This window comes from Caulobacter sp. ErkDOM-C, assembly GCF_048541825.1.
In the GTDB taxonomy this organism is placed as follows: domain Bacteria; phylum Pseudomonadota; class Alphaproteobacteria; order Caulobacterales; family Caulobacteraceae; genus Caulobacter.
This window is the reverse complement of record NZ_CP183332.1, coordinates 3,826,124-3,846,037: the sequence shown is the minus strand read 5'-3', so window position 1 is coordinate 3,846,037 and position 19,914 is coordinate 3,826,124. Positions and strand designations below refer to the sequence as shown.

Genomic DNA, 19,914 nt, shown 5'->3' with positions numbered 1-19,914 from the left:
TGACGAGCCCGTCAACCCCGCTTGGAAGCCGATATGGGGGATACGGGCTGGCCCGCAAGCCCATTCCCTCATCTTGCGAAGGGGAATCTTCAAGCCAGACCATGGAAAATGGCCGCGCCATGCCGGCGCGGCCATCGTCAACTCAGCAAAGGCGCGGCGTTCAGCCGCCGATCTTTTTCACCCAGGCGGTGATGGCCGGCAGCTGGCCCGCGCGCACGGACAGGCGGTAGGACACCGCAGCCTTGGCCTTTTCGACCTCACGCGCCAGGCTGGGGTCCGACGCCGTAAGCGCGTCCAGCTTGGTCAGCATGGCCGGGTCCGCCGAGCGGCCGCCCAGCGACGCCAGATAGCCGGAGCGACCCGAGGCATCGACCTTGGCCTCCACGGCCGCCTTGTTGGCGACTGCGAAATCGAAGGCCAGGTTCGGATGGGCGCCGGCGACCCTGCTGATGAGGCTGGGCGAGGTGGTCGCGCCCGGCTCATCGGTCATGGCCAGGTCCAGCGCCCGCTTGGCCAGGACCGGATCCCGCGCCGCGCCCAGCAGGGTGTAGAGTTCGGTGCGCAGCAGGGCGTTGGTCTCGACCTTGGCCTGGGCGCGCATGGCATCCCAGCCAGCGGCGTCAGCCTGGGCGGCGACGATGCCCAGGATGGTCTTGCGCAGCGGGCCGGGGACGGCGGCCGGGTCGGTCTTGTCGGCGGCGTAGCGACGCTTGGCCTCGGCCGCGACCGCCGGGTCACCCAGGCGGCCCAGTACGGCGATCACCTCACCGCGCAAGGTGGCCTCGGGACCGCTCTCGCCGGGCTTGGCGGTCCAGCCGACGCGGTCCATCAGCGGCGAAAGGCGCGCCAGGGCGACCTTGCGGAACGCCGCCTGCTCGGTGGGCATGCCGTCATAATAGCCGTCGACACCGCCATAGATGGCGACGATGCGGCCCCAGATCTTCGGATCGGCGGCGATCGGCGCGGCGATGGCCAGGTCCAGGGCGTCGGTGGCCGGCTGCAGACCCGCCAGGCCCAGGGCATAGACGTCGCTGAGCAGGCCCAGCTGATCGATCGGCGGCAGGCTGGCGAAGTTCGCGGCCAGGCCCTTGAACAGGTCCGGCGTGTAGAGGGTGCGGAAGTAACCCGCCTGGCCGGCATTGACGATCACCGGGCCGCAGCCCGGGACGGCGACGCTGGCCGATCCGCTCTCGACCAGGGTCTGAACCGGCGCGCCGCCCGAGACGGCGCGGGCGGCCACCGGCACGCTCCAGCGCAGCGCGGTCTTGCCCGGACGGTCTTTGGTGAACTCGCCCTGGGTCAGGGTGAGCTGCGATGCGCCGTCGACACAGCCGCCGCCCGAGACGGTGATCAGCGGCACGCCGGGCTGGCGGGTAAAGTCGCGGGCGATGGCCTTGATCGGCTTGCCGGCCGCGGTTTCGACCGCGCCCCACAGATCGTCGGTGACGGTGCTGCCATAGGTGTTGGCCTTGATGTAGCTGCGCACCCCGTCACGCCAGGCCTCGGGGCCCGCATAGGCCTCCAGCATGCCGATCACGGCCTGACCCTTCTGGTAGGTGATGCCGTCAAAGGCCTCGCTGGCCTCCTCGACGGTCTTCATCGGCTGGACCACCGGGTGGGTCGTGGCCAGGGCGTCCAGGCCCATGGCGTATTCGCGGCCGCCGATGGCGTTAAGGGCGCTGTTCCACTCGGGGAAGAACTTCTCGGTCGTGCGGCCCTCAAGCCAGGTGGCGAAGCCCTCGTTCAGCCACAGGTCGTCCCACCAGGCCATGGTGACCAGATTGCCGAACCACTGGTGGGCGGTCTCGTGCGCGATGGTGGTGTAGACGCCTTCGCGGTCCTCCTGGGTCGACAGGGTCGGATCCAGCAGCAGGGCATATTCGAAATAGAAGATCGCGCCCCAGTTCTCCATGGCCGAGAAGAACTGGCTCTGACCCGGCGCGGCGATGTGGTCGAGCTTGGGCAGCGGATAGTTGACGCCGAAATAGTCGTTGTACCACTCCAGGATCGGACCGGCCGACTTGAGGGCGAACTGGGCCTTGGCCAGGTCGCCGGGCTTGGTGATCACGCCGATCTCGGCGCCGGCGGCCGTGGTCGTGGCGCGCTCGAACTCGCCCAGGCCGAAGAACAGCAGATAGGTCGACATCTTGGGCGACGCGGCGAAGGTCACCCGGCTCTTGCCGCCGCCGACATCGACCGTCTTCTCGACGGGCATGTTGCTGATCGCCATCTGGCCGGTCGGCACGGTGGCCGTCAGCTTGAAGGTGGCCTTGTGGAAGGGCTCGTCCCACGAGGGGATGAACCGGCGGGCGTCGGCGGCCTCAAACTGGGTGTAGATCGCGCGCTTCTCGCCGGCGTCGGTCTGGTAGTCGAGGGCGAACAGGCCGTTGGCCTGGGTGTTGATCTTGCCCGCATAGTCGATCGACAGCACGTGGCGGCCCTTGGCCACCGGCTTGGCGAAGGTGAAGCTGGCCGTCTGGGCCTTGTCGTCCACCGCGATGGTCGCCGCGCCGGCGCCCTTCAGCGAGGCCTTGGAGAAGGTCAGTTCGTGGGCCTGCAGCACGATGGTGCGGGTCGGCTCCCGCACGTCGACCGTGATCTGCACCGAACCGGTGAAGGTCAGGTTGGCGGCGTCGGGCGTGAAGGCCACGTCATAGTGCGTGGGGACCACGGCGCGCGGCAGCTGGGTGGTGACGGTCTGGGCGGTCGCGCCCGGGGTCTGGCTGGCGGCGAGGGCGGCGCCCGGGACGCTGGTCGCGGCAAGAAGAAGCGCGGCGACGGCCGCAGAAGACAGAAGACGACGCATGAACGGCCCTGAACTGGAAAATTTGCTCGACCAAAACGGCCGAAGGCGCGAACCAACACCTTCCCTCCGGTTCCGGCGCGTTAAATATACGTAATGATCCAGCCGCTCCCCGTCGTTCCGGGCTTTGACCTCTGGCCCGGCCTGCTGTCGCCGCAGGCCCAGGCGGAGCTGGTCGCCGCCGTGTTCGAGGCGGCCCAAGCCGCGCCCTTCGCCCACTACGCCACGGCCTATGGCAAGGCGATGAGTGTCGGCATGACCAGTTTCGGCCCGCTGGGCTGGACCAGTGACGCGAGCGGCTATCGCTATGCCGACAGGCATCCGGCGACCGGCAGGCCCTGGCCGGCCATGCCCCAGGCCCTGCTGGATCTCTGGACAGAGCTGGGCGATCCGGAAACCCCGCCGGACTCGTGCCTGATTAACCTCTATCGCGGCGACGCCCGCATGGGGCCGCACCAGGACCGCGACGAGGCCGATCCGCGCTTTCCGGTGCTGTCGATCTCGCTGGGCGACACGGCGGTGTTCCGGATCGGCGGGACATCGCGCAAGGACCCGACCCGCAGCCTGAAACTGACCTCTGGCGATGTCTGCCGGCTGTCAGGCCCGGCGCGTCTGGCCTTTCACGGCGTGGACCGGATCCTGGCCGGCTCGTCGAGCCTGGTCCCGGATGGCGGGCGGATCAATCTGACCCTGCGGCGGGCGAGGACAGGCTGACAGGCGCAAACCCGGCGCGCGACCAGGCCGCCTCGCCCAACGGCGTAGCCTAGTCGACCCAGGCCGGGAAATAGCCGAGCCGCGCCTGCACCCTGCCGTCGTGGGCGGGAACAATGGTCAGGCCCGGGTCATCCTTGCGCAAGGCGGCCATTCTCTGGACCTGGGACAGCGTCCTTGCGGCGTCCGCATCCACCAGGGCGCGGGCCAGCCAGAACTTCGGCCGGGCCGCTTCGATGGCCGCCGCCGACCAGACCGTATCGCCGCAGAAGAAGAAGCGGCGTCCAGAGGACGTCGTCACGAACATGCCGACGGAGCCTTCCGTGTGGCCAAACTGCGGAACGAGAACCACCGTCCCATCGCCATAGACGTCGAGACTGCGCTCGAAGCCGCGATACGGTCCGGACCTGAAATCGATCGACTTCCAGGCCAGGCTGGCGCCGCCGACCTGACTTGGCCAGATGCTGTCCGCCCCATGACCGGCCTTCTCGATCAGGGTTCGCTCTTGTGGCGCCACCCAGATCTCCGCGCCCGGAAAATCCACAACGCCGCTGGCGTGGTCCCAGTGGCTATGGCTCAGCACGATACGCCGCACGGCAGGAACTCCGGCCCTGGCCAACTGGGCGCGCGCCGGGACGATGGGCTTTCCGTAAAAAAAGAACGGCCGCTTCCAGCCCGGCATGTCGCGGGCGTACTGCTCGTCGATCCGCGACCCAAGACCCGTATCGAACAGGAAGTCCTGGCCCTCGTGGCGAACCAGGACGGCCGAATAGACGACCTCGACCTTGGCCTTTCCCCCGCCCTGGTAGAGCATCGACTCGGGCGACAAGCGGCCGCCCGTCTTGATGATCGAGAAGCTCACGGCCTTGCCCGGAGCGGCGGCGGCGCTGGACGCCATGGCAAGGGCGGCAGCCACCCCAACCCAAAAGCGTCCGATGGTTTTGCGAGCGATCATGACCGGCGGTTCCTTGTGACGCCCAAACCTATTGCGGAACGAAGCATCGGAATAATATTTTATGTTGTGACTATTTGAATATTTTACCTATGGATTGGCATGGTCGATCTGAGAGCTCTCCGCTATTTCGTCGCCGCGTTCGAGGAGGGCTCGGTGACGGCGGCGGCGCGCCGGTGCGCGATTTCCCAGCCCTCCATCACGGCCGCGCTTCAGGGTCTGGAAGCGAGCCTGGGCGTGCGCTTGTTCGTGCGGAGCCGGCAGGGCCTGGCCCCCACCCGCGACGCCGAAATCCTCCATGGCCGGGCCTTGGGTCTGCTGGCCGAGGCCGCGGCCATCGAACGGGAGTTTCGCGCCAGGGCGCCGCGCACCCTGTCGATCCATATCCAGCCCGACATCAGCCTTCGCCGCGCCGCGCCCATTCTTCGCGCGGCCTACGAAACCTCACCGGACATCGTGACCCGCATCGTCGCTGATCCGAACCAGGCCGATCTCGTGATCGGCGCCGATGGCTGCCTGGGCGACGGGATGGAGTTCCTGCCGGTCTGGCACGAGCCCTATGTCGTTCTGGCCCCGGCCGGCCACCCCATCCGCTTCAAGACCTTTGTGCGCCCTTCAGACCTGGAGGGGCAGCCGATGATCGAGCGCACCCAGTGCCGCCTGCAGGCCCAATTTGAGGTTCAGCTTTCCGCTCTGGGCATCAGACCGGACATTCGCGCGGCGACAGCCGACGAGGACGCAGTGGTGACGCTTGTGGAGCTCGGCGTCGGCCTCGCCATCGCGCCGGCCAGCCATGCCGACGGGGTTGCCGGTGTCGTGACGCGCCCGCTGGCGCCCGAGGTCACGGCCAGCCGCACGATTGGCCTCGCCTGGCGCCAGGGCAGCTCACACGCCGATTTCGCCCGGACACTGGCCGGCGCTATAGCGCCGCCAACCGCCGCCTTGGCCGCAAAGCGCAGAGCCTAGTCTGCCAGAGCCCCGTTCAAACGAAAAAGGCCGCCCCCTGTGGGAGCGACCTTTCTCAGTGACCTAACGGAAACCGGTGTCTTCCACCGGGACACCCTAGCCGCGCAGCTTGCGCGTCAGGACTTCCAGGTCGTGGTTCAGGGCGCTGTCGTCGACGCGCAGGGCCTCGATGCGGCGAACGGCGTGCAGGACGGTGGTGTGGTCGCGACCGCCGAACCGGCGACCGATATCGGGCAGCGAGCGGGTCGTCAGCTGCTTGGCAAGCCACATCGCGGCCTGACGCGGACGCGCGATGGCCCGGTTGCGGCGCTCGCTCAGCAGATCCGCCTGCTTCATGCCGTAGTGGTCGGCCGTGGCCTTCTGGATGTCGTCGATGGTGATGCGCTTTTCGCCCGTTCGCAGGTGCGGGCGCAGGATGGCCTGCACCTCGTCGAGCGTCAGGCGCGACAGGCCCTCGCCGGCGCGGGCCGACAGGGTGTTGAGCGCGCCTTCCAGCTCGCGGACGCTGTCAGTGAAGCGGTCGGCCAGGAACTGCAGGACGTCGGGACGCAGCGTCGGGTCCGATCCGTGGGCGGCCGACAGGGTCTGGACCTTGCGCTCCAGAATGCCCATCCGCAGCGAGCGATCGGCCGGCTCCAGGCCGCAGACCAGGCCCGCCGAGAGGTGCGAGCGCAGGTGGGCGTCCATCTCGGTCATGGCCGAGGGCGGACGGTCCGACGAGAACACGACGCGGCGGCCTTCCTCGACCAGGGCGGTCAGGGTGTGGAACAGCTCTTCCTGGGTGGACTGCTTGCCGGCGATGAAGTGCACATCGTCGATGATCAGCAGGTCGGCGGCCCGCAGCTCTTCCTTGAAGGCGGCCGTCTGGCGATCCATCACGGCGCGCACGAAGGTCGACAGGAAGCGCTCGGCGGTCAGATAGACCACGCGCTTGGTCGGGGCCTGACGCATGGCCTCCCAGGCCAGGGCGTTGAGCAGGTGGGTTTTGCCAAAGCCATAGGGGCCGTGGAACAGGACCGGATTGAAGTGGCCATCAGCCCAGCTCGCCACCCGGCGCGCCACGGCGTGGGCGAATTCGTTGGCGGGACCCGGGACGAAGGTCTCGAAGGTGAAGCGTTCCTGCAGCCCCTGGGTGCGCGAGGGCTTGCCGGTGGCGACCGGCGCCACGCCGGGCGTGTCGGTCGAAACCGGCAGCACGATCTCGATCGGCTCGGCCTTGGCGGCGTCGACATAGGCGCCGGCAGAAGCTTCGAACTCCAGGCGCGACTTCAGGTCGATGCGGCGCGCCATCGGATCGTTGGCGGTCCACAGCTCACTGATGCGGCGCCAGGCGCTGCGACGAATCCAGTCGCGAGCGATCCCGGTCGGCGTCACCAGCACCACGTCGCCCGACGGACCTTCGCGCAGCAGAGCCGGCGCGATCCACGACCCGAAGGCCGCATCGCCCAGCTCGCGCTTCAACGCCACGCAGACCTTGTGCCAGACGCCGCCGGCCGGCTCACAGGCAACCGCTGGAATCGCAGCCGAAAAGTCCTGGCTCGCCACCCCACCCTTGATTGTCATTCGTCCACCGCCTCGTACCTAAAACGCGCCCGCATGCCTGCCGCCCGCCCCCCATGGCGAAACGACCGGTTTTCTCAACGCGCACGGGGGCTTAGTCAGCAGAACGCATAGGTTCTGCCGCCGCCGTTTTTTCCAAGGACTGGAAGAGCGCTGAGGCCCCTAAACTAGCCAGCCGACCCTGCTGGTCAAACGGAAAACTTGCGTCCGGGATCGGATATTTCTGTTGACTCGCGAGAGCCCCTCGCCTGGCAAGGGAATAGTTAAGTCCGGCAATTTTCGGACGCTGTTATTTCTTTAAAGTGTGCAGTTGAACGCAAAGCAAAAGCCGGTTGGATTGCTCCAACCGGCTCTTGTAAATACTTGAAATTCTTGGACGAACAGGGTTCGTCCAGTATCTGGACTAGGCTGCGGCCGTGTCCAGCTTCTTCAGGCGGGCGGCAAGGCGCGACACCTTGCGCGAACCCGTGTTCGGATGAACCACGCCCTTGGAAACGGCGCGCATCAGTTCCGACTGAGCCTCGATAAAGGCAGCCTTGGCGACGGCGACGTCGCCGGCCACCAGGGCGTCTTCGAACTTGCGGAGGAACGTGCGCACGCGCGAACGGCGAGCGGTGTTCACCTCGGTGCGACGGGCGATCTTGCGGATCGCCTTCTTGGCGCCGGGATTGTTGGCCATGGAAATTGGACCTCGAAACGGACAGCCGCGCGGAACAGCCGCGAAGCAGGGAAAATCTTGAGCGCGCGGATATACGGGAAGCGGCGAGATCGGTCAACGGCTGTCGAGGCGGAATCCCCGCAGGGTGCGACGAGGGGTCGCGCCCTCGCCTCAGCGCCCGTTAAACACCGGTTTACGCTTCTCGACGAAGGCCGCCATCCCTTCCTTCTGGTCCTCGAAGGCGAACAGCGAGTGGAACAGTCGCCGCTCGAGGGCCACGCCGGTGGTCAGGGTCGTTTCATAGGCGGCCAGGACCAGCTCCTTGTTCATGGCCACAGCCAGGGGCGACTGGCCGGCGATCTTGCCGGCAATGGCCAGAACCTCGCCCAGCAGCATGTCGGCCGGGAAGATCCGCGACACCAGGCCCGAGCGCTCGGCTTCCTCGGCCCCCATCATCCGGCCGGTCAGGATCATGTCCATGGCCTTGGACTTGCCCACGAAGCGGGTCAGGCGCTGGGTGCCGCCGATGCCGGGCGCGACGCCCAGATTGATCTCGGGCTGGCCGAACTTGGCAGTGTCGGCGGCGATGATGAAGTCGCACATCATCGCCAGCTCGCAGCCGCCGCCCAGGGCGTAGCCGGACACGGCCGCGATGATCGGCTTGCGGCACTGCTCGATGGCGCGTGCCCCAGCAGTAAAGAAGTCGGCCTTGAACATCTCCGCATAGGACTTGTCCGACATCTCCTTGATGTCGGCCCCGGCCGCGAAGGCCTTGGCCGAGCCGGTCAGGACGATGCAGCCCACGCCATCATCGGCCTGGGCCTCGCCCAGGGCCACGGCCAGCTCGCCCAGCAGCTGGGCGTTGAGGGCGTTCAGGGCCTCGGGGCGGTTGAGCCGGATCAGCACGACGCCGGCGGCGCCCTCCGGGGCGGTTTCGACGATCAGGGTTTGATACTCGGCCATCGGCGGGTCTCTCCTTGTGACGCTCGCTTTATAGAGCGCGTCGCGGCGAAGGGGAGCCATCCTGTGAGCCTCACGGCGCGGCGATCGCCTCTATCGCCGCCTGCTCGGCCGGCCAATGGTCAAAGGCCATCAGGATCTGCTGGGCGGTGGCGTCGGCGATCACCACGCCGTCCTCGCGGCGAAACTCGGCGCGGGCGGTGATCAGCTGCCGGGTCTGGGCCACGATGCGGGCCTCGATGGTCAGGGGGTGACTGCGGCCCACCTTCAGGAAGTTCATCTGCAGGTTCACGGTCCGAAACAGGCGGTCATGCGGAACCACCGTCATGGCCGCGAAGGCCAGGACCTGGTCGGCCAACGCCGCCAGATAGCCGCCAAACAGCGAGCCGTCGGCGGTGGCGAGGTCAGCGCTCGGGCGCCAGGACTTGCGCACCCAGCCTTGGCCCCAGTCGTCGATCAGGCCCAGCTTCAGGGTCTGAACGATCGGCGGCGGGGTGGCGGTCCCCGCCTTCAGGGCGTTCAATCGATCCGTGGCCCATGTCATGCTGTCCTCCCGCAAGGTTGCAGACGGCAAGGCTAGGGCGTCGGCGCGGGCCCTGTTACTCGACTTCCAGGGCGGCGCTGATCCGAAAGGTTCCAGAATGACGGCCGTTGAAAAGGCTCGCAAAGTTCCGCGCCAGCAGCGCGCCCAGACGACCGTGGACTATATTCTGGAGGCCGCAACTCAGGTTCTGGAGGCGACCGGCGAGGCCGGCTTCAACACCAATGCGGTCGCGCAGCGCGCCGGCGTCAGCATCGGCGCCCTGTATCGCTATTTTCCCGACAAGCAGGCGATCCTGCAGGCCCTGGCCCAGCGCGAGACCGAGGCGCACCGGCGCGCCGTGATGGCGGTGGTCGAGGGCGGGACACCGGGCCTGGCGCGGGATCGGGCCATGATCCGCGCCTTCCTCCAGGCCTTCGCCGGCCGCAGCCGGGCGCGGCGGATCGCCATGTCCAGCCTGCTGGCCACGGCCGACCACGGCGAACTGGCGGCGCGGTTCGCGGCGGCGGAAACCGGCCTGACCGACGCGCAGGGCCGGCCGCTGACACCCGTCCAGGCCTTCGTACTCAGCCGCGCGGTACAGGGCGCCATGCGGGCCGCGGTTCTTGAGGGCGCCGACTTCCTGCTGAGCCCAGAGTTCGAGGACGAGCTGGTGCGGCTCAGCCGGGCCTATCTGGGCTATCCGGCGGGAGGTCGGGCGCCGAAGGGAACCCTGGACCTCAGCCCAGTTTGATCACCCCCAAACCTCCCGTCATTCCCGCCCTTGTGGCGGGAACCCCGAGTTCAGCTGACACGTGAGGTGCCAGCGGAGTGCGCGGCACCCCGGCTCTCCCGCACCTGAGAGCTAGGTGTGCTTGCTATACAGCTTAATCCAATGTTTGGTAGCGATTGGTGCCGGCAGCGTAATAGTCTTTAATAATAAAGACTGAATGCCTCAATTAATATCTGGCAGATTCAATTGACTATATGAGTCTACGAGAACCTCATAGACTTTCAAAATTGTATATCGTTCTGTGAGCAATTCGTTGTCGTGTCCATAAAGATGCTCTATGCGAACGTCGCATTTAAGGGCGTCTCCCGGTCTAACGTCCTCCTGTCGTGCCTGAAAACGCTTAAGCCACTCAACGTCCTCAATGCGTGCAGAAACAGTACGCTTTCCGTGACGTAGCTCCCACTTGCTATCACCAAGATAGTCCGGCTTCTTCACGGCCAGGATCATGGTTGCGACTGGAAACTCAAGCGTCTGCTTAACTGCCATGGCTTCAATGTCTTCAATGTCCCACCTCATTGAGAGGTTCATTTCAACACGGTCGCCCTCGCCAGTAATGTAGATGGCTCGGTCTGTGGGCAGCAGGTGATCTTTAACGCCCTGAAAATCACGAACAGCCTCTATAAGGGCCTTTGGTCCCGGTGCCCTATAATCCGGCAAGTGGCGAACATCAGTTTCCGCTGCGATACCTTGGAGTTCTCTCGCAAGGTCTGGGAGACTTTTCGGAACTGTATCGTCATCAACCCATCGGATGATGGCGTATTTGGCCCGTACCAGATATTTTCCGACGAGCGGCTTCCAGTCCAAATCTTTGAGCGCTTGATCGTCAGTGGCGACAAGAGCATTGCGCAGCCAAGTTTTGATCGATCCAACTTGGATGTCTTCCAGCACCATTACGGTTTCGATGCCGGAGGAAATAGAAGTCAGGAGCTCCTTGTCGATGCGCTCGCACGCTTTGATGAAGTCATGCGTCGCGGCAAAGACGCGCGAGGCCGAACCCTCGCCCCGCTTGAAATCAATTTCAAAGGCAAAGTCGGCCTTCGGTGGCGCTGGCCGCTTGCTTGAAAGGGTGACATTTGCAGCCATGGCGGAATCTTATCCCTTTAGATTCTGCACCGCCACAGAGACTTTGCGGCAATGTGGCGCGTCACACCCCTAGGTGTATTTGCTACATAATACCGGGAATGGCGGTGATTTATTAGAGAGGCGCCCCCCCTTCGCGCCGAAGGGAGCCATCCTTAAATCTCACGGCGAGACGATCGCTGGTCTGTACAGGTCACTCAAGGACGGCCCTCCGGGCCGCCGCCGCGCGGCTGGCCTGAAAGGCCAGTCCTTGACTGACCTGTACAGACCAGCACGCTGCAGCCTCCAAGAGATTTAAGGATGAGCGGGACGCGGGGCGTCCGGCTTTCTGGGGAGAGCAAGCTGGCTGGTCACCACTCTCAAAAAAAGAATCCCGTGCGTCAGGCTTACCTTTTGGCGAGTGGCAGGTGTAACTTTGCCACAGGAAGTTGGGGGCGAAGATGTTTTGTATGAACTGCGGGGCTACAGTGCCCGCTAGCGCGAAGTTCTGCGGGAGCTGCGGCCAAGCGGTTCACGGCGACGGCCTCTCCGAGCTCCGAGCGCCGACCCCGGCTGCGCCTGCGCACCACGAGGATGCGACGCAGCCTCTGGGTGCAGCAGATATTCCACGGCCCACCCAGATCATCGAGCCAGAGGTTAGGTCGACTGCGCCAAGACCCTGGACAAGATTCTGGGCCAAACAAGTAGATGTTTGGTTCACGGCAATAATACTCGGAGTCATTTTCGGAATTATGTTTCCGCAATGGATTGCGGATATCAATGAGAGCCTGTTGGGATTAATTATTCTTGCCTGTAGCGTGCCAATTCACGCCCTGATGCTATCATTGCTCGGCACAACTGCTGGAAAAGCTCTGTTCAAGATCGAAATTACCAATAACGGCCAAAAACTAAATTTTGTTCAGGCGTTTGGTAGAGAGGCTTTGGTCTACCTCAAAGGGTTTGGCCTCGGTATTCCGCTTGTTGCTCTGTTCACGCAGATCGCAGCATTCAACGACTTGAAAAAAACCGGCTCGTCGAGTTGGGATCGCCAAAACGGCAATCTCGTCACCTACAGAGACGTGGGCGCTGCACGGATCATCGGAGCCATGACCGTTCTGATCCTCGTGTGCGCTTTAGTCATATACGGCGCGGCGATGGACCAAGGCTACTGACACACTATTTTTTCTTCGCTGCCTCATGCTCAGCGTTCGGGGGATGCTTGGCACACGAACGATGAGCTAGCCAACTTTGCCTCCCCCCTCAAACCTGACACACCGGACAAAAGAACGTCGACCGGCCCGCCTGCACCTCCCGCGCGATAACCCCCTTGCAACCCGCCGTCGGACAAGCCTCGCCCTCGCGGTCGTAAACCCGGAAGCGGTGCTGGAAATAGCCCAGGGCGCCGTCGGCGGCGGCGAAGTCCTTCAGGGTGGAGCCGCCGACCTCGACGGCCTCGGCCAGGACCGCCTTGATGATGGTCGTTAGAGATCCCAGCCGCTTGCCGGCGATCATCCCCGAGGGCTTGAACGGCGAGATGCCCGCACGGTGCAGGGCCTCGCACACATAGATATTGCCCAGGCCGGCGACGGTCTTCTGGTCCAGCAGCAGGGTCTTGGGGCCCTGCTTGCGGTTGGCAAAGGCCTTGATCAGGGTCTGGGCGGTAAAGCCCTCGCCCAGGGGCTCGGGGCCCATGGTCGCAAACCACGGATGGCGATCGACCTGGTCGGTGGCGATCAGGTCCATGAACCCGAAGCGCCGGGGGTCGTGATAGGTGACCACCGCGCCGTCTTCCGTCTCGAAGACCACATGGGCGTGCTTGTCGTCGGGTTTGACCTCGCGGGCGAAGTCGCCGGGGCGAATGGTCCCTTCCGGGGCCGCGATCTCGAACCGGCCGGTCATCCCTAAGTGCATGACCAGGGTGTCGCCGCGATCCAGCGGGGCCAGCAGATATTTGGCCCGCCGGTCCAGTCGCAGGATCCTGGCCCCCGTCAGCCGCTGGACGAAGCCGTCTGGCAGGGGAAAGCGCAGGTCGGGCCGGTTGGCGCGCACACGGCTCAGGCGCGCGCCGCTCAAGGTCGGTTCAAGGCCGCGTCGGACGGTCTCGACTTCAGGCAATTCAGGCAAGGGCAGGCCTCAAGGTGATGACGCGACGCAGTCAGCGGTCTAAGAGCGATCCACCATATAGAGAGCCTGGTCGATAGACGTCATGAGCAAGCCTGCCGCCACATTCGGTTTCAAGGACGTCGATCCTTCGGTGAAGGCCGGCCTGGTGCGTGGGGTCTTCGACCGCGTCGCCAAGAACTACGACCTGATGAACGACCTGATGAGCGGGGGCGTCCACCGTCTGTGGAAGGACGCCGTCGCCGCGCGCCTGAACCCGCAGCCGGGCGAGGTGATCATCGACTGCGCCGGCGGCACCGGCGACATGGCCCGCCGCTTTGCGAAGATGGCGCGCCGCGCCCAGGAGCGCCGGGGCGGCCCCGACGCGATGATCAACATCATCGACTACAATGCCGAGATGATCGCGGCCGGCATCGAAAAGGGCGGCGAGCCGGAAATCACCTGGACCGTCGGCGACGCCCAGCGCCTGCCCCTGCCCGACGCCTATGCCGACGCCTATGTGATCTCGTTCGGCATCCGCAATGTCACCGATATCGACGCGGCCCTGCGCGAGGCGCGGCGGGTGCTGAAGCCGGGCGGCCGCTTCATCTGTCTGGAATTCTCGCGCCCGGCCACCGAGTTTCTGGCCAAGGCCTATGACGCCTACAGCTTCAAGGTCATTCCGCAGGTCGGCGCGTGGGTCGCCAAGGACCGCGAGGCCTATCAGTATCTGGTCGAGAGCATCCGCCGCTTCCCCGACCAGCGCGCCTTCCTGGCGATGATGGAAGACGCCGGCTTCAAGCGGGCCACCTATGCCAACTTCACCGGCGGTGTCGCGGCGATGCACCAGGGCTGGGCCGTCTAGTCCATGGGGCAGATGTCCGCGTTCTGGCGCCTGATCGGCGCGGGCTGGGTGCTGATCCGGGCCGACGCCCTGATCCCGTGCGAGCTCGACCCCATCCTGCCGCCTTCGGCGCGGCTGGCGGCGCGGACCCTGCGACTGTTGTCGGGTCCCCGCGCGCGGCTGGGACGCCCGGGCCAGCGTCTGGCCGGCGCCCTGGAGGGCCTGGGCCCCGCCGCGATCAAGATGGGCCAGTTCCTGTCGACCCGGGCCGACATCTTCGGCACGCCCTTCGCCGAGGACCTGTCGCGCCTCAAGGACCGCCTGCCGCCCTTCCCGCTCAGCCAGGCCCGCGACGAGATCGAGCGTAATCTGGGCCGGCCGATCGAGACCCTGTTCTCGCAGCTGGACGAGCCCGTCGCCGCCGCCTCCCTGGCCCAGGCCCATCCGGCCACCCTGCTGGACGGAACCAAGGTCGCCGTGAAGGTCCTGCGCCCCGGCATCGAGCGCCGGGTCGCCGAAGACAGCGCCGTGCTGCGCCTGGCCGCCGATCTGGCCGAGCGCCTGGTTCCGCAGGCCCGCCGCCTGAAGCCGCGCGACTTTGTCGAGGTGGTGATCCGGGCCCTGGACCTGGAAATGGACCTGCGTTTCGAAGCCGCCGGCTGCGCCGAGCTGGGCGAGGTGATGGCCCGTGACAGCTACATGACCGCCCCTGCCGTGGTCTGGGACGGGGTCGGCAAGCGGGTCCTGACCCTGGCCTGGGCCGACGGCGAGGCGCTGTCGAACCCCGAAACGCTCGACCTGCCGGGCCTGGACCGCAAGGCCCTGGCCGACAACATCACCCGCGGCTTCCTGGCCCAGGCCCTGGACCACGGGCTGTTCCACGCCGATCTGCACGAGGGCAACCTGTTCGTCGCCGCCCCCGCAAAGGTGGTGGCCGTCGACTACGGCATCATCGGCCGCCTGGGTCCCGGTGAGCGGAAATATCTGGCCGAGATCCTGTATGGCTTCCTGAACCGCGACTACGCCCGCATCGCCCGCATCCATTTCGACGCCGGCTATGTGCCCGCCCACCATGATGTCGACGCCTTCGCCCAGGCCCTGCGCGCCGTGGGCGAGCCGATCTTCGGCCGCGACGCCCGTGAGGTGTCGATGAGCAAGCTGCTGGCCCAGCTGTTCGAAATCACCGCCCTGTTCGAGATGGCGCTGCGGCCGGAACTGGTTCTGCTGCAGAAGACCATGGTCACCGTCGAGGGCGTGGCCCGCCGCATCGACCCGGCCCACGACATCTGGGCTGCCGCCGATCCGGTGGTGCGCCGCTGGATCACCCGCGAGCTGTCGCCGGCCGCCAAGGTGCGCGACTTCGCCGACGAGGCTCTGAAGGCGCTGCGGGCCATAGCGCGGCTGGCCGAGACGCCGCCGGCCGCGGTGGCGGTGGTCGCCGCGTCGAAGCCTCGCCCCCTGGCCTGGTTCGCGGCGGGCGCGCTTGTGGCGGTGCTGGCCTTTGCGGCCGGGGCGCTGGCGTTCGGCTGATCAGCCGCTATTGGCCTGGCTTCGCTCCGGGGTCGCCGTCGCCCGGCGGCTCTCGCGCGTCTTCTGCACCTCCCAGTAGGCCGCGCCGTCATCAGGCTTGAACAGCGCCCGGGGCGCGCCCTCGCGGGACACCACCGCGAATACATTGCTCTTGGCGTCGTAGATCAAGGTGTCGCCATTGGCGCGCTTCAGAGTCTCGACGCCCTTGGGCGGATCGGCGACGAACCTGTGGGCCGCAGCGACATAGTCGTCGACCGTGTCGGCCCCGAACGCCTGGCCGTTGCGCTCGAAGCCACGCTGGGCGTTCTCCTCGGCGGTGCGGGTGCGGTTGGCCGCCCAGAACGGCTTGCCCGACACCAGCCGCACCGGCGCGTCGCGCACATCGCTGCGGCGCATGTCGGAAGAGGCCGACGGCAGATCCGTCGTCTCAGCCGCAACGGTCCGTTCGCCGGCCTTGGGGGCCCGAACGGCGGACGCGCCGCCATCGCACCCGGCCAGGACAAGTGCGCCGGTGGCCAGCAACAGCGTCGCGGCGCCGTGAAATCTATTCAACCTCATGAGCCCATCGCTCCATTCGTTCAACCTGGCCGATTGATGAACGAAAACGGAACAAGAGTCGAGTCCGTCACACGCTTGTCCTTTGTCGGATCGCCGCGCTTGGGTCATAAGGGCTAAGAGCGGCATGGAGACCAAACGGCGTGAGCGACAAGCGGGTTCTTTTGATCGTCGGCGGCGGCATCGCGGCCTACAAGGCGCTGGAGCTCACGCGCCTGCTGCGCAAGGCCGGCGTCGCCGTGCGGCCGATCCTGACCAAGGCGGGCGCACAGTTCGTCACGCCCCTGTCGCTGGGCTCTCTGGCCGAGGACAAGGTCTATGACGAGCTGTTCTCGCTGACCGACGAGGCCGAGATGGGCCACATCCAGCTGTCGCGCTCGGCCGATCTGGTGGTGGTGGCGCCGGCGACGGCCGACCTGATCGCCAAGGCCGCGCACGGCCTGGCCGGCGACCTGGCCTCGACCACCCTGCTGGCCACCGACAAGCCGGTGCTGATGGCCCCGGCCATGAACGTGCGGATGTGGCTGCATCCCGCCACCCAGCGCAATATCGCCACGCTGAAGGCCGACGGCGTCCGCTTCGTCGGGCCCGACGAGGGGGCCATGGCCTGCGGTGAGTTTGGCCCCGGCCGCCTGGCCGAGCCCGAGGTGATCTTCGCGGCGGTCATGGCGGCGCTTGAAGGCCCCGCCGCCAAGCCGCTGGCCGGCAAGCGCGCCCTGGTCACCGCCGGCCCGACCTTCGAGCCGATCGATCCGGTGCGCGGCATCACCAATCGCTCCAGCGGCAGGCAGGGCTTTGCCATCGCCCAGGCCTTGGCGGAGCTGGGCGCCGAGGTCACCCTGATCGCCGGACCCGTGTTCCTGCCCACCCCGCCGGGCGTGACGCGTATTGACGTCGAGACCGCCCGGCAGATGCTGGCCGCTAGCCAGGCCGCCCTGCCCGCCGATGTCGGCGTCTTTGTCGCAGCCGTCGCCGACTGGCGTGTGGACGAGGCCTTCGGAACCAAGCTGAAGAAGGAACGCGGCGGGCCACCGGCCCTGACCTTCGTCGAGAACCCCGACATCCTGGCCACGGTCTCGGCCACCGGTCCCAATCGGCCGCGCCTGGTGGTCGGTTTCGCGGCGGAGACCAACGATGTCGAGATGCACGCCCGCGCCAAGCTGTCGCGCAAGGGCTGCGACTGGATCATCGCCAATGACGTCACCGAGCCTGGCGTGATGGGCGGCGACGAAAACGCGGTGCTGCTGGTCACCCAGGGCGGGACCGAGCGCTGGGATCGCGCGCCCAAGGATGAGGTCGCCCGCGCCATCGCCCAGAGGATTGCCCAGGCGCTGGCCTGAGACTCTGGTCGCCCTGGGGCCAAATCAGCTACATCCGCTCGGCTCGCCTTTTTGGGACCGCCTGGCAGGAACCGCCCACATGACCGCTCAAACGATCCGCTTCAAGCGTTGGGACGGCAATCCTGACCTGCCCGTACCGACCTATGCCACGGCCGGCGCGGCGGGCTTCGACCTGCGGGCCCATGTGCCGGAAGACGAGCCCATCGTGCTGAGGCCGGGCGCGCGCTGCATGGCGCCCACCGGCTTTTCGGTGGCGATCCCCGATGGCTATGAAATGCAGGTTCGGCCGCGCTCGGGCCTGGCGTTCAAGAACGGCGTCACGGTGACCAATGCGCCGGGCACCATCGACAGCGACTATCGCGGTCAGGTCTGCGTGCTGCTGATCAATCTGGGCGAGGAAGATTTCACGATCCGCCGGGGCGACCGCATCGCCCAGGGGATCATCGCCGCCGCGCCGCAATGGACGCTGGTCGAGGTCGATGACCTGGACGCCACGGACCGGGGCGCCGGCGGGTTCGGCTCGACCGGGGTCTCGACCTGAGACCGGGGTAAGACCCTGGAGTGTTTTACGATCCGAATGGATCGGTAAAGGACTCTAGTCTTTTGGTTTAACGCGTTTTCTGACGACGATCCGGCGTCCACTTCGTCGGAAAACGCTCTAGCCGTTGATGGCGCGCAGGCCGAGGATCATGTAGCCGCCAAAGCCGGCGGCAAAGGCCGCAGCGGCGAGCCACAGCACGGGTCGAAACATGCCCAGGGGCGAGTGTTCCAGCGGCGGTTGAATGTTCATTGGCGCATCCTTTGGCGCGGGCGTAGCGAGCGCGGCGAACTTGGACCGCTTGGGAGATACGCGCTCCCCCAAGCTTGGTTGCAGTGGGGGACGGCTTTTACTCTGTATTGATTCTAGCACAAGACGAAATTGCGACCGGATGTCACACGGCGCTGTTCACGGCCCCGTTACTAATCGGCGCATCATGCGATCAGTAATCAGATTTATTCAGCTACAGATTTTTCCCTTTCGTCGATCAAGCTGCGATATAGATCGCGTCAAAACGTCGCAACAGAGGCAGGTTTGCTCATATTCTACTCTGTAGGTACGGTTTCTATGCCGATTGCACTAGATGAACTCGATCGGTGGCGCTGCTAGAGCAATTCTTTAACTTTGTGAAGTCAGCGAATTTCTCCGAGCCAAGGATCGGGAACTCTGAAATGTTTAACTTCAGGGTTGTGCACGCGCTTGTGTTGGTGTTCGCCCTTCTTGTCGCCAAAGCCGGCGCCCGTTCAACCGCTCGCGCGGCCTGAGAGACTGCGGGACGAGACGCTTTTGACCTTGCAGGCGTTGATTTTTGGACGAATGCGTCCATTTATCACTTGCCGAGCGCCCGGGACCCTTCTATCGGGCGGATCGGACTGTTGGGTTAGTCAGGGTTGGGTCATGGCCGCGCCGCAAAACAAGAAGCTCGTTCCCATGGTCGTCGGTGGCGTCGCCGCCGCAGCGATCCTGGTCGGCGGGGTGTTCTGGTACATCGACAAGCAGCGCTTCGAGGCCACCGACAACGCCTTCGTCCAGGCCGACACCGTGCAGATCAGCCCGCAGGTCTCTGGCGCGATCACCGAGATCCTGGTCGCCGACAACCAGCGAGTCGAGGTGGGCCAGGTGGTGGCGCGCATCGACCCCTCAACCTTCCAGGCCCGCCTGGACCAGGCCATCGCCAACGCCCAGGCCCTGGACGCCGCCGTCCGCGCCGTGGATGACAAGGCTTCGCTGGAACAGGCCCTGATCGCCCAGAAGGCGGCCGGCGTCTCCAGCGCCCAGGCCGATTCCAGCCGCGCCAAGGCCGACCTCGACCGCTATGACAGCCTGGCCCACCAGGGCTGGGTCTCGCAGCAGAAGGTCCAGACCAGCCGCGCCGGGGCCAGCCAGTCAGAAGCCGCCGTGGCCAGCGCCCAAGCCGCCCTTGAAGCCGAACGCCGCACCGCCCAGTCGCTGGGCTCGGCCAAGGCCCAGACCCTGGCCCAGGCCGCCGCCGCCCATGCCGCCGTCGCCCAGGCACGACTGGACCTGGACCGCACCGTGCTGCGCGCGCCGGTCGCCGGCGTGGTCGGCGCCCGCTCGGGACGTCCCGGCCAGCTGGTCCAGCCGGGCGTCGCGCTGATGTCGGTCGTGCCGCTGGGCCAGAGCTATATCGTCGCCAATTTCAAGGAGACCCAGGTCTCGCGTCTTCGCATCGGCCAGGCCGTCGAGATCAAGGCAGACGCCTTCGGCAAGGAAACCATTCGCGGCAAGGTCGACAGCTTCGCGCCCGCCACCGGCCAGGAGTTCGCCCTGATCCCGGTCGAGAACGCGGTGGGCAATTTCACCAAGATCACCCAGCGCCTGCCGGTCAAGATCGTGGTCGACACCTCCAAGCTGGGCGCCGCCCTGCGGCCGGGCCTGTCGGTCGAGGTCAAGGTCGATGTGCGCGACCGCTCGGGCGCATCGTTCGCCGAGGCCGGCCAGGCGCCGACCCAGGTCGCCCGTCAGGGCGCCCGTCAGGGCGCCCGTCAGGGCGCCGCGCGCTAA

At 66.2% G+C, this 19,914-nt stretch carries 19 protein-coding genes; 9 read left to right on the top strand and 10 right to left on the bottom strand.

The genetic code is table 11. From position 1 onward, the window contains the following. Positions 1-160 precede the first annotated feature (160 nt). A complete protein-coding gene (locus ACN2C8_RS18675) occupies positions 161-2,806 on the bottom strand; it encodes a M1 family metallopeptidase (protein ID WP_419253550.1) in 2,646 nt (881 codons plus the stop codon). 93 nt (positions 2,807-2,899) lie between these two features. On the opposite strand from ACN2C8_RS18675, the gene ACN2C8_RS18670 reads away from it, so the two are divergent. Further along, on the top strand, positions 2,900-3,517 hold the full coding sequence (locus ACN2C8_RS18670) for an alpha-ketoglutarate-dependent dioxygenase AlkB (RefSeq protein WP_419253549.1): 618 nt from the start codon (positions 2,900-2,902) through the stop codon (positions 3,515-3,517). 49 nt (positions 3,518-3,566) lie between these two features. Here ACN2C8_RS18670 and ACN2C8_RS18665 read toward each other — a convergent pair whose 3' ends face one another. Further along, positions 3,567-4,469, bottom strand: coding sequence for an MBL fold metallo-hydrolase (locus tag ACN2C8_RS18665; protein WP_419253548.1), 903 nt, complete (start codon positions 4,467-4,469; stop codon positions 3,567-3,569). 99 nt (positions 4,470-4,568) lie between these two features. On the opposite strand from ACN2C8_RS18665, the gene ACN2C8_RS18660 reads away from it, so the two are divergent. Then, positions 4,569-5,432 carry a LysR family transcriptional regulator gene (locus ACN2C8_RS18660; protein WP_419253547.1) on the top strand — a complete coding sequence of 288 codons (864 nt, stop codon included), beginning with the start codon at positions 4,569-4,571 and terminating at the stop codon, positions 5,430-5,432. Positions 5,433-5,528: 96 nt separating this feature from the next. On the opposite strand, the gene dnaA is transcribed toward ACN2C8_RS18660, so the two are convergent. The 4 genes from dnaA to ACN2C8_RS18640 all read right to left on the bottom strand — a co-directional run bounded on the left by dnaA (position 5,529) and on the right by ACN2C8_RS18640 (position 9,154). Continuing rightward, positions 5,529-6,995 carry a chromosomal replication initiator protein DnaA gene (gene dnaA, locus ACN2C8_RS18655; protein ID WP_419253545.1) on the bottom strand — a complete coding sequence of 489 codons (1,467 nt, stop codon included), beginning with the start codon at positions 6,993-6,995 and terminating at the stop codon, positions 5,529-5,531. A 400-nt stretch (positions 6,996-7,395) separates the two neighbouring features. Beyond that, entirely contained in the window at positions 7,396-7,671 is a 276-nt protein-coding gene (gene rpsT, locus ACN2C8_RS18650) for a 30S ribosomal protein S20 (RefSeq protein WP_419253544.1), read from the bottom strand. A 150-nt stretch (positions 7,672-7,821) separates the two neighbouring features. Next, positions 7,822-8,613, bottom strand: a complete 792-nt coding sequence (locus ACN2C8_RS18645; protein ID WP_419253543.1) for an enoyl-CoA hydratase-related protein — start codon at positions 8,611-8,613, stop codon at positions 7,822-7,824. A 70-nt stretch (positions 8,614-8,683) separates the two neighbouring features. Further along, positions 8,684-9,154: a PaaI family thioesterase gene (locus ACN2C8_RS18640; RefSeq protein WP_419253541.1), complete on the bottom strand. Its 471-nt coding sequence runs from the start codon at positions 9,152-9,154 to the stop codon at positions 8,684-8,686. Between ACN2C8_RS18640 and ACN2C8_RS18635 the strand changes: the two genes are divergently transcribed. Then, positions 9,153-9,884: a TetR/AcrR family transcriptional regulator gene (locus ACN2C8_RS18635; RefSeq protein ID WP_419262211.1), complete on the top strand. Its 732-nt coding sequence runs from the start codon at positions 9,153-9,155 to the stop codon at positions 9,882-9,884. The two genes, ACN2C8_RS18640 and ACN2C8_RS18635, sit on opposite strands and share 2 nt — an antisense overlap. Positions 9,885-10,085: 201 nt before the next feature. Here ACN2C8_RS18635 and ACN2C8_RS18630 read toward each other — a convergent pair whose 3' ends face one another. Next, on the bottom strand, positions 10,086-11,006 hold the full coding sequence (locus tag ACN2C8_RS18630) for a hypothetical protein (protein WP_419253539.1): 921 nt from the start codon (positions 11,004-11,006) through the stop codon (positions 10,086-10,088). A gap of 437 nt (positions 11,007-11,443) precedes the next feature. On the opposite strand from ACN2C8_RS18630, the gene ACN2C8_RS18625 reads away from it, so the two are divergent. After that, on the top strand, positions 11,444-12,154 hold the full coding sequence (locus ACN2C8_RS18625) for an RDD family protein (RefSeq protein WP_419253538.1): 711 nt from the start codon (positions 11,444-11,446) through the stop codon (positions 12,152-12,154). Positions 12,155-12,242: 88 nt separating this feature from the next. On the opposite strand, the gene mutM is transcribed toward ACN2C8_RS18625, so the two are convergent. Continuing rightward, positions 12,243-13,106, bottom strand: a complete 864-nt coding sequence (gene mutM, locus ACN2C8_RS18620) for a bifunctional DNA-formamidopyrimidine glycosylase/DNA-(apurinic or apyrimidinic site) lyase (protein WP_419253536.1) — start codon at positions 13,104-13,106, stop codon at positions 12,243-12,245. Positions 13,107-13,188: 82 nt separating this feature from the next. Between mutM and ACN2C8_RS18615 the strand changes: the two genes are divergently transcribed. After that, positions 13,189-13,947: a class I SAM-dependent methyltransferase gene (locus ACN2C8_RS18615; RefSeq protein ID WP_419253535.1), complete on the top strand. Its 759-nt coding sequence runs from the start codon at positions 13,189-13,191 to the stop codon at positions 13,945-13,947. Between the two features lie 3 nt (positions 13,948-13,950). After that, entirely contained in the window at positions 13,951-15,456 is a 1,506-nt protein-coding gene (gene ubiB, locus ACN2C8_RS18610) for a 2-polyprenylphenol 6-hydroxylase (RefSeq protein WP_419253534.1), read from the top strand. Here ubiB and ACN2C8_RS18605 read toward each other — a convergent pair whose 3' ends face one another. Beyond that, positions 15,457-16,014 carry a hypothetical protein gene (locus tag ACN2C8_RS18605; RefSeq protein WP_419253533.1) on the bottom strand — a complete coding sequence of 186 codons (558 nt, stop codon included), beginning with the start codon at positions 16,012-16,014 and terminating at the stop codon, positions 15,457-15,459. A gap of 140 nt (positions 16,015-16,154) precedes the next feature. Between ACN2C8_RS18605 and coaBC the strand changes: the two genes are divergently transcribed. Beyond that, on the top strand, positions 16,155-17,351 hold the full coding sequence (gene coaBC, locus ACN2C8_RS18600; RefSeq protein WP_419253532.1) for a bifunctional phosphopantothenoylcysteine decarboxylase/phosphopantothenate--cysteine ligase CoaBC: 1,197 nt from the start codon (positions 16,155-16,157) through the stop codon (positions 17,349-17,351). 79 nt (positions 17,352-17,430) lie between these two features. Continuing rightward, entirely contained in the window at positions 17,431-17,892 is a 462-nt protein-coding gene (dut, locus tag ACN2C8_RS18595) for a dUTP diphosphatase (RefSeq protein ID WP_419253531.1), read from the top strand. A 117-nt stretch (positions 17,893-18,009) separates the two neighbouring features. On the opposite strand, the gene ACN2C8_RS18590 is transcribed toward dut, so the two are convergent. Next, entirely contained in the window at positions 18,010-18,141 is a 132-nt protein-coding gene (locus ACN2C8_RS18590) for a hypothetical protein (RefSeq protein ID WP_419253530.1), read from the bottom strand. Positions 18,142-18,786: 645 nt separating this feature from the next. Between ACN2C8_RS18590 and ACN2C8_RS18585 the strand changes: the two genes are divergently transcribed. Next, positions 18,787-19,914: an HlyD family secretion protein gene (locus ACN2C8_RS18585; protein ID WP_419253529.1), complete on the top strand. Its 1,128-nt coding sequence runs from the start codon at positions 18,787-18,789 to the stop codon at positions 19,912-19,914.

Excerpts from the sequence above, each read along its gene's own strand:
- ACN2C8_RS18585 (WP_419253529.1), top strand. The coding sequence starts at position 18,787 with ATGGCCGCGCCGCAAAACAAGAAGCTCGTTCCCATGGTCGTCGGTGGC.
- ACN2C8_RS18665 (WP_419253548.1), bottom strand. The coding sequence starts at position 4,469 with ATGATCGCTCGCAAAACCATCGGACGCTTTTGGGTTGGGGTGGCTGCC.
- ACN2C8_RS18590 (WP_419253530.1), bottom strand. The coding sequence starts at position 18,141 with ATGAACATTCAACCGCCGCTGGAACACTCGCCCCTGGGCATGTTTCGA.
- ACN2C8_RS18635 (WP_419262211.1), top strand. The coding sequence starts at position 9,153 with ATGCTGTCCTCCCGCAAGGTTGCAGACGGCAAGGCTAGGGCGTCGGCG.
- ACN2C8_RS18645 (WP_419253543.1), bottom strand. The coding sequence starts at position 8,613 with ATGGCCGAGTATCAAACCCTGATCGTCGAAACCGCCCCGGAGGGCGCC.
- ubiB (WP_419253534.1), top strand. The coding sequence starts at position 13,951 with ATGGGGCAGATGTCCGCGTTCTGGCGCCTGATCGGCGCGGGCTGGGTG.
- ACN2C8_RS18660 (WP_419253547.1), top strand. The coding sequence starts at position 4,569 with ATGGTCGATCTGAGAGCTCTCCGCTATTTCGTCGCCGCGTTCGAGGAG.
- ACN2C8_RS18675 (WP_419253550.1), bottom strand. The coding sequence starts at position 2,806 with ATGCGTCGTCTTCTGTCTTCTGCGGCCGTCGCCGCGCTTCTTCTTGCC.
- dnaA (WP_419253545.1), bottom strand. The coding sequence starts at position 6,995 with ATGACAATCAAGGGTGGGGTGGCGAGCCAGGACTTTTCGGCTGCGATT.
- ACN2C8_RS18625 (WP_419253538.1), top strand. The coding sequence starts at position 11,444 with ATGTTTTGTATGAACTGCGGGGCTACAGTGCCCGCTAGCGCGAAGTTC.
- ACN2C8_RS18640 (WP_419253541.1), bottom strand. The coding sequence starts at position 9,154 with ATGACATGGGCCACGGATCGATTGAACGCCCTGAAGGCGGGGACCGCC.
- ACN2C8_RS18605 (WP_419253533.1), bottom strand. The coding sequence starts at position 16,014 with ATGAGGTTGAATAGATTTCACGGCGCCGCGACGCTGTTGCTGGCCACC.
- ACN2C8_RS18670 (WP_419253549.1), top strand. The coding sequence starts at position 2,900 with ATGATCCAGCCGCTCCCCGTCGTTCCGGGCTTTGACCTCTGGCCCGGC.
- ACN2C8_RS18630 (WP_419253539.1), bottom strand. The coding sequence starts at position 11,006 with ATGGCTGCAAATGTCACCCTTTCAAGCAAGCGGCCAGCGCCACCGAAG.
- rpsT (WP_419253544.1), bottom strand. The coding sequence starts at position 7,671 with ATGGCCAACAATCCCGGCGCCAAGAAGGCGATCCGCAAGATCGCCCGT.
- dut (WP_419253531.1), top strand. The coding sequence starts at position 17,431 with ATGACCGCTCAAACGATCCGCTTCAAGCGTTGGGACGGCAATCCTGAC.
- ACN2C8_RS18615 (WP_419253535.1), top strand. The coding sequence starts at position 13,189 with ATGAGCAAGCCTGCCGCCACATTCGGTTTCAAGGACGTCGATCCTTCG.